Source organism: Candidatus Frankia nodulisporulans (genome assembly GCF_902806475.1).
Taxonomy (GTDB): Bacteria; Actinomycetota; Actinomycetes; order Frankiales; family Frankiaceae; genus Frankia; species Frankia umida.
Genome location: NZ_CADCWS010000258.1, coordinates 1 through 5746, shown reverse-complemented (window position 1 = coordinate 5746; position 5746 = coordinate 1). Strand labels below are relative to the sequence as shown.

At 72.5% G+C, this 5746-nt stretch carries 7 protein-coding genes; 3 read left to right on the top strand and 4 right to left on the bottom strand.

Annotated elements, in window-relative coordinates:
- Positions 1-1173, bottom strand: a 1173-nt coding sequence (locus G6R24_RS17535; protein ID WP_163550301.1) for a histidine kinase dimerization/phospho-acceptor domain-containing protein, incomplete at its 3' end; no start/stop codon positions are given.
- A 16-nt stretch (positions 1174-1189) separates the two neighbouring features.
- Positions 1190-1918: a response regulator transcription factor gene (locus tag G6R24_RS17530; protein WP_163550302.1), complete on the bottom strand. Its 729-nt coding sequence runs from the start codon at positions 1916-1918 to the stop codon at positions 1190-1192.
- Between the two features lie 305 nt (positions 1919-2223).
- Here G6R24_RS17530 and G6R24_RS17525 point away from each other — a divergent pair, with 305 nt between their 5' ends.
- From G6R24_RS17525 to G6R24_RS17515, 3 genes are all read left to right on the top strand, one after another.
- A complete protein-coding gene (locus tag G6R24_RS17525) occupies positions 2224-3174 on the top strand; it encodes an acyl-ACP desaturase (RefSeq protein ID WP_163550300.1) in 951 nt (316 codons plus the stop codon).
- A 150-nt stretch (positions 3175-3324) separates the two neighbouring features.
- Positions 3325-4002 (top strand): hypothetical protein, encoded by a 678-nt coding sequence (locus G6R24_RS17520; protein ID WP_163550296.1) that lies wholly within the window; start codon positions 3325-3327, stop codon positions 4000-4002.
- A 31-nt stretch (positions 4003-4033) separates the two neighbouring features.
- Positions 4034-4546, top strand: coding sequence for a hypothetical protein (locus G6R24_RS17515; protein ID WP_163550299.1), 513 nt, complete (start codon positions 4034-4036; stop codon positions 4544-4546).
- 16 nt (positions 4547-4562) lie between these two features.
- Here the strand turns inward: G6R24_RS17515 and G6R24_RS17510 are convergent, their stop codons facing one another.
- Both G6R24_RS17510 and G6R24_RS17505 read right to left on the bottom strand, forming a co-directional pair.
- Entirely contained in the window at positions 4563-5207 is a 645-nt protein-coding gene (locus G6R24_RS17510; RefSeq protein WP_163550298.1) for a dTMP kinase, read from the bottom strand.
- Positions 5204-5647, bottom strand: coding sequence for a hypothetical protein (locus G6R24_RS17505; protein WP_163550297.1), 444 nt, complete (start codon positions 5645-5647; stop codon positions 5204-5206). The genes G6R24_RS17510 and G6R24_RS17505 overlap by 4 nt, the downstream gene beginning before the upstream one ends.
- Positions 5648-5746: the final 99 nt, after the last annotated feature.

Genomic DNA, 5746 nt, shown 5'->3' with positions numbered 1-5746 from the left:
GCCGACGAGCTGGCGCAGGGCGTCGATGTCGCCGTGGACGAGGCAGGTCGGCGGGAGTTCGGCGTGGACGGGCCGGTTGGGGGCGGCGGCACGCAGGTCGGCGACGGCGTCGCGGACGACCGCGGCCAGGTCGAACTCGGCCATCGGCAGCGGCCGCTGACCGTCCAGCCCGGCGGTATCCGGACGTCCGCCGGGGTTGTGATGGGCCGGGTCGTGATGGGCCAGGTCGAGGTAGGCCAGGTAGAGAAGGTCGTCGACGAGGGTGGCCATCCGGGTCGCTTCGGCCTGGACGCGGCGCAGGGCGGCGTCGGTGTCCTGCGCCGGGACCATCCCGGCGCGCAGCAGGTCGGCGTAGCCGCGGATGGAGGTCAGGGGGGTGCGCAGTTCGTGGGCGGCGTCGGCGGCGAAGCGGCGTTCCTGCTCCTGGGAGGCGACGCGGGCGGCGAAGGCGGCCTGGATCTGGGCGAGCATCGTGTTGAGGGCGGCGGCGAGCTGACCGGTCTCCGAACGGGAGTCGTCGGCGGAAACCCGTCGGTCCAGGTCACCGTCGGCGATCGCGGCGGCCGTGCCGATCATCTGGCGCAGGGGACGCAGGCCCCGGGTCAGCAGCATCCAGGCGAGCGCGGCCAGGACGAGCAGCACCGCGGCCCCGACGGCCAGCTCGATGCGGACCAGCCGGCGAACCGTGTCGGCGACCGGTCGCAACGGCAGGGCGACCAGTACCCGGCTGCCTTCGGCGTAGACGCGGTCGACGGCACGGTAACGGGCACCGTCCGCGGTGACCGTGAACGGATGCGACACGTCCGAGTTGGTGCGCGGGGCGACGCTGGTGAGCCGGCCCGCGCGGGCGGCCGCGTCCAGCAGCAGGGTGGACGGCGGGGTGGGGCTGGCGGCTCCGGTGATCCGGCGCACCATGCCGTTGGGTCGGCGGATCTCCAGCAGGTAGTCGCTGGGGCCGTCGACCTGGTCGCCCCCGGAACGTTCCAGCAACCGCAGCCGGTTCGTCATGATCGTCGGGGTGGCGCCGCCGAGCTGCTCGACCCGGACGAGCTGGTCGTCCACCCGCGCGAGCAGGTAGGCGCGCAACGCGAAGGCGCTGGCCGTCCCCGCGACGGCGAGCCCGAGCGCGCACAACGCCACCAGACCCGCCATCAGCCGAAGCCGCAGGGTCATCGGATCGCCTGTCGGGTCATCCCGGTGTCCCCGGCGGCAGCCGCATCGCGTAGCCGAAGCCGCGCTGGGTGTGCAGGAGCGGGCCACCGTGCTGGCCGAGTTTGCGACGCAGGTAGCTCACGTACTGGTCGACCACGGTGGATTCCCCGACGTAGTCGTAGCTCCACACCGCGTCCAGGATCTGGGTACGCGACAGCACCCGGCCGGGATTGGTCAGGAAGTAGCGCAACAGCGAGAACTCGGTCGGCGACAGTTCGATCGGTGCGCCGGCGCGGGTGACCAGGTGTGTGTCGGGGTCCAGCACGACGTCGGCGAAGCGCAGCACCGCCGGCGCGGGTCTGGTGCGACGCAACACGGCCCGGACCCTGGCGACCAGCTCGTCCACGGCGAACGGCTTGGTGACGTAGTCGTCCCCACCGTAGGTCAGCCCGGCGATCTTGTCCCGGTGGGAGTCCCGCGCGGTGAGATAGACGACGGGGACGTTCTGCCCGTAGTCGCGCAACTGACGGCAGACCTCGAAGCCGTCCACGTCCGGCAGCATCACGTCGAGGATCACGAGGTCGGGTTCGGCCTCGGCGGCCAGGCGCAGGGCGCCGTGTCCGGTGGAGGCGGTCACGACGTCGAAGCCGTGGAAGCGCAGCGCCATCCGCAGCAGGTCCACGATGTTCGGCTCGTCGTCGACGACGAGAACCCGCGGCGCCCGCTCACCGCCGGCGGGACGGTCGTTGGCCGGTGCGGGTGTCATGCCGGCTCCCTCGAGGTAGGCGTGCCGCTGGCGGGCGGTGCGTCCACACCGACCTGTGCGCGCCATCCAGTTCATCGGAACAGCGTGAGAGTTTCATGTGAAGCACCAACCGCACCAACCGCACCGACGGTGACGACAGTGCCACGGACGTCGCGGAACGGGACAGTGCGGGACGGGAAGGGGTCCGGCGGGGGCCAGGCGCGTTGCGTCCGGTGGCCGACTTGATCCGGGGGTACAGTCCGCCAGTCGGGTTTCCACTCCCGGCGGCCATGGTTGACCCGCCTCGAATCTGGAACTGTTTCCTAATGAGATCCCTTACGGACCTGGATCTGCTCCGCGAGTTGGAGCCGGTCGCCGAGGAGAACCTTCGGCGACACCTCGGCATCGCCGTGGAGTGGATGCCCCATGAGTACGTCCCCTGGGGCCTTGCGCGAGACTTCGACGAGCTGCCCTGGGAGCCCGGGCAATCGGTGTTGCCGACGGTGGCCCGGATCTCCTTCGAACTCAACCTGCTCACCGAGGACAACCTGCCCAGCTACCACCGTCTCATCGTGTCCGGCTTCGGCCAGGACAGCGCGTGGGGCACCTGGGCCAACCGATGGACCGCCGAGGAGGGTCGGCACAGCATCGCGATGCGTGACTATCTGATGGTCACCCGCGGCTCGGACCCGCAGGTCGTCGAGCGCGACCGGATGTTCCAGATGTGCAACGGCTACGACCGGCCGAACCTCGGCCCGCTGCGCACGCTGGCCTACGTGTCGTTCCAGGAGCTCGCCACCCGGGTCAGCCATCGCAACACCGGCCGGGTGTGTGCCGAGCCGATCGCCGAGCGGCTGCTCACCCGCGTCGCCACCGACGAGAACCTGCACATGATCTTCTACCGGAACCTGGTCGCCGCCGCGCTGGAGATCTCACCGTCGGCGACGCTCGCGGCCATCCGCGACGAGCTCATGGGCTTCGAGATGCCCGGTGTCGGGATTCGCGACTTCCGGCGCAAGGCGATCCAGATCGCCCAGGCCGGCATCTACAACCTGCGCATTCACCATGACGACGTGGTCGCCCCGGTCCTGCGGCAGTGGCGACTGGCCGAACTCGAAGGTCTGGACGCCGCCGGCGAGCAGGCCCGCGACGAGATCGTCGCCTTCGTCGCGGCGCTGGACGACGCCGCCAGCCGTCAGACGGAGAAGTTCGCCGAGGCCGAGGCCCGCCGGGCCCGCGCCGACGCCCTCCGCACGGAGGCCATGGCCAGCGCCTGACGCTCCTTGGGGAGGATTGGGCGAGTCGTCCAGTCTGTCCGGATGGATTGTGTACGTGCTAGGGTCCGGGCCGTTGACATCAACGGACAGACCTGAACGCACTCGTACGCATCTGTACGCACCGGACGGAACTGGACGGACGGAGCCGCCGTGAGCCTGCCCCGAGGCAGCCACCGGATCACTCTCCCGCAGCTCGGACTCGGCCTGGTGGCCGTCGCCGCCGTGGCGGTCGCTGTCCTGCTCAACGCCCCCAACGCGGGCGACCCTGCCGAGGGCGCCAGCGGCGTCGGCACATCCTCGTCGCTGATCGATCCGGGCGGTGCCTCCGCCTCGCCGGCGGCTCCCGGCCCGTCGGGCGGGAAGGTCGACGGGGTTCCGGCTCCGGCCGCGGCCGTGGTCTCCGGGCCGTCGCCGGTGGGGCCGGGCAAGGTCGCCGAGCGGGTATCCGCCGCCGACGAGCGGCTCCCGTCCGTCCGCCAGCAGGCACCTGTGGCCCCACCCGATCGGGGTGGATCGGGCCTGTCCGGCGCTGGCCTTGGCGGCACGGGTGTGAGCGACGCTGGTCCGGGCGTGGCCGGCGCGGGTGAGATTGGCGTGGGCGACGCCGCTGGCACTGCCAGTGACGGAGCGCCTGACCTGGGCGGGGTCGTGGCCGGTGTGGTCAGCGCGGTCGCCCAGAATCCGCGGACGGCGGCCCCGGCCCCCGCCCCGCTTGGGCCGCCGCGGCCCGCCACGCCCTCGCCGCCGCAGCGTCTGGCGGACGTCGAGGTGGACGTGCGCCTGCCCGCCGTCGCGATCGCCCTGCCAAACTGCCTGATCAACTGCTGACGGACCAGGTGACTGGACGGACGGAGTGCTCGTGGGTCTGCATCGACCTGGCTATCGGATTCCCCTCCCGCAGGTGGCCCTCGCCGTCTTGGCCGTCGCGGCGGTGGTCGTCGCCCTGCTGATCAAGTCGCCGGGTTCCTCCCCGTCCCGCGAGGCCGGTAACACCAGCGCGGACGGCGGGTCCGGCGGCGCGGCCACGACCGACATCGGACCGTCCGGCACCCCCGCACCTCGCGTCCCGACCGACGGCGGCACCGGCACCGGTCGCGGTGCGACACCCGCACCGCCGGTCGCCACCAAGATCGCCTCATCGGCCTCCGTCGACGCGGCCGCGGGCTCCCCCGACGCGGACCCGGCCGCCGCCAGCGCCGCCCGGTACGACACCGATGCCGACCCGACCGCCGGCGACACGGGCGCCCAGCCCACCCCCCGTGACCGGGTGAACCCGGGCTCGACGCCGGCGCCCCGCCGTCCGTCCGGAAGCCGACCCGGCGAGCTCAACCTCCCCGTCGTCACCATCCCCACCTGCCTGTTCACCTGCTGAAGCAGCGGAGAACGGCCTACGACGCGGTGATCCGCAGCTCGCGGAGGATGGCGTCGACGCCGGACTCGCGGCCGACGACCAGCCAGGGCGAGGCCCAGTTCGCGGCGGCGAGCTCCTCGTAGAGGTGGGCGCAGCGGGCCTGGAGGCCGTCGTCGGACTCGAAGGTGTCCCGTAGCCGAGCCGGGTCGGCGGCGGCGCGGGCGGTGGCGTCCGCGCGGGCCTGGGTTGTCGAGACCCGCAGGAGAACCTGAAGGTCGGGAATCGGCAGGCCGAGGGAGCCGAACTCGAGATCGGCGATCCAGGCGGGGAAGTCGGCCCGTTCGGCCGTGGGCAGCCGGGCCGCACCGTAGGCGGCGTTCGACGCGACGTAACGGTCGAGCAGTACGACGTCGGACGCGGCCAGCAGCGCGTCCAGTTCGGGCCGGGACGCGGCACGGTCCAGCGCGAACATCAGCGCCGTCGCCCGCGGCGAGGCCGACACGGCCGCAAGCCCACCGCCACCGGCGAGCATGGTGCGGATGGCCGGGCCGAGGGGTTCGGCGTCGTACCGGGGGTAGGCCAGGGTGGCGACGCGGCGGCCAGCGGCGGTGAGGCGGGCGACGAGACGTTCGGTCAGGGTGTTCTTGCCGGCGCCGTCGACGCCCTCGATCGTGATGATCATTCCATCACCGGCTGGTTGCGGAAATGCTCGACGACCGCGTCCGACCAGGCCAGCAGCCGCCCAGCGAGGGTCGGGGTGATGCCGGCAAGCTCCGCGGCCGCTCCGATCCGGGCGAAGCGGGCCGGCTGCGGCAGCAGGGCGATCGTGCCGGCCTTGCCCTGGAAGCCGGCCCACAGGCCGGTCAGCGCGGCGCCGTCGATGGGTGGCAGTGCGGCCGCCGCCGTCCCCAGGACCGCCCGGGACCACCAGCCTTCGCCTCGGATGACCGCGGAGGCCGCGGGCTCCCCACGCACGACGTCCAGACCACCGGTGACCAGGTTGTTCCCGTTGCGCACCGCGACCAGCGGATGGCGGTACTCCAGCCGGTCCCCCCGCCCGGCGAGGCACGCCGCCAGATACCACAGGGACAGCAGCGCCGGCGGCGTTCCCGACACCAGCATGCGGCCCTCCGCTTCGACCACCGAGCACGACACACGCATACCCGGCCACTGACTACCCGGCTCGCGCAGGAGCCTAGTGCAGCGCCTCAGTAGTTCCTT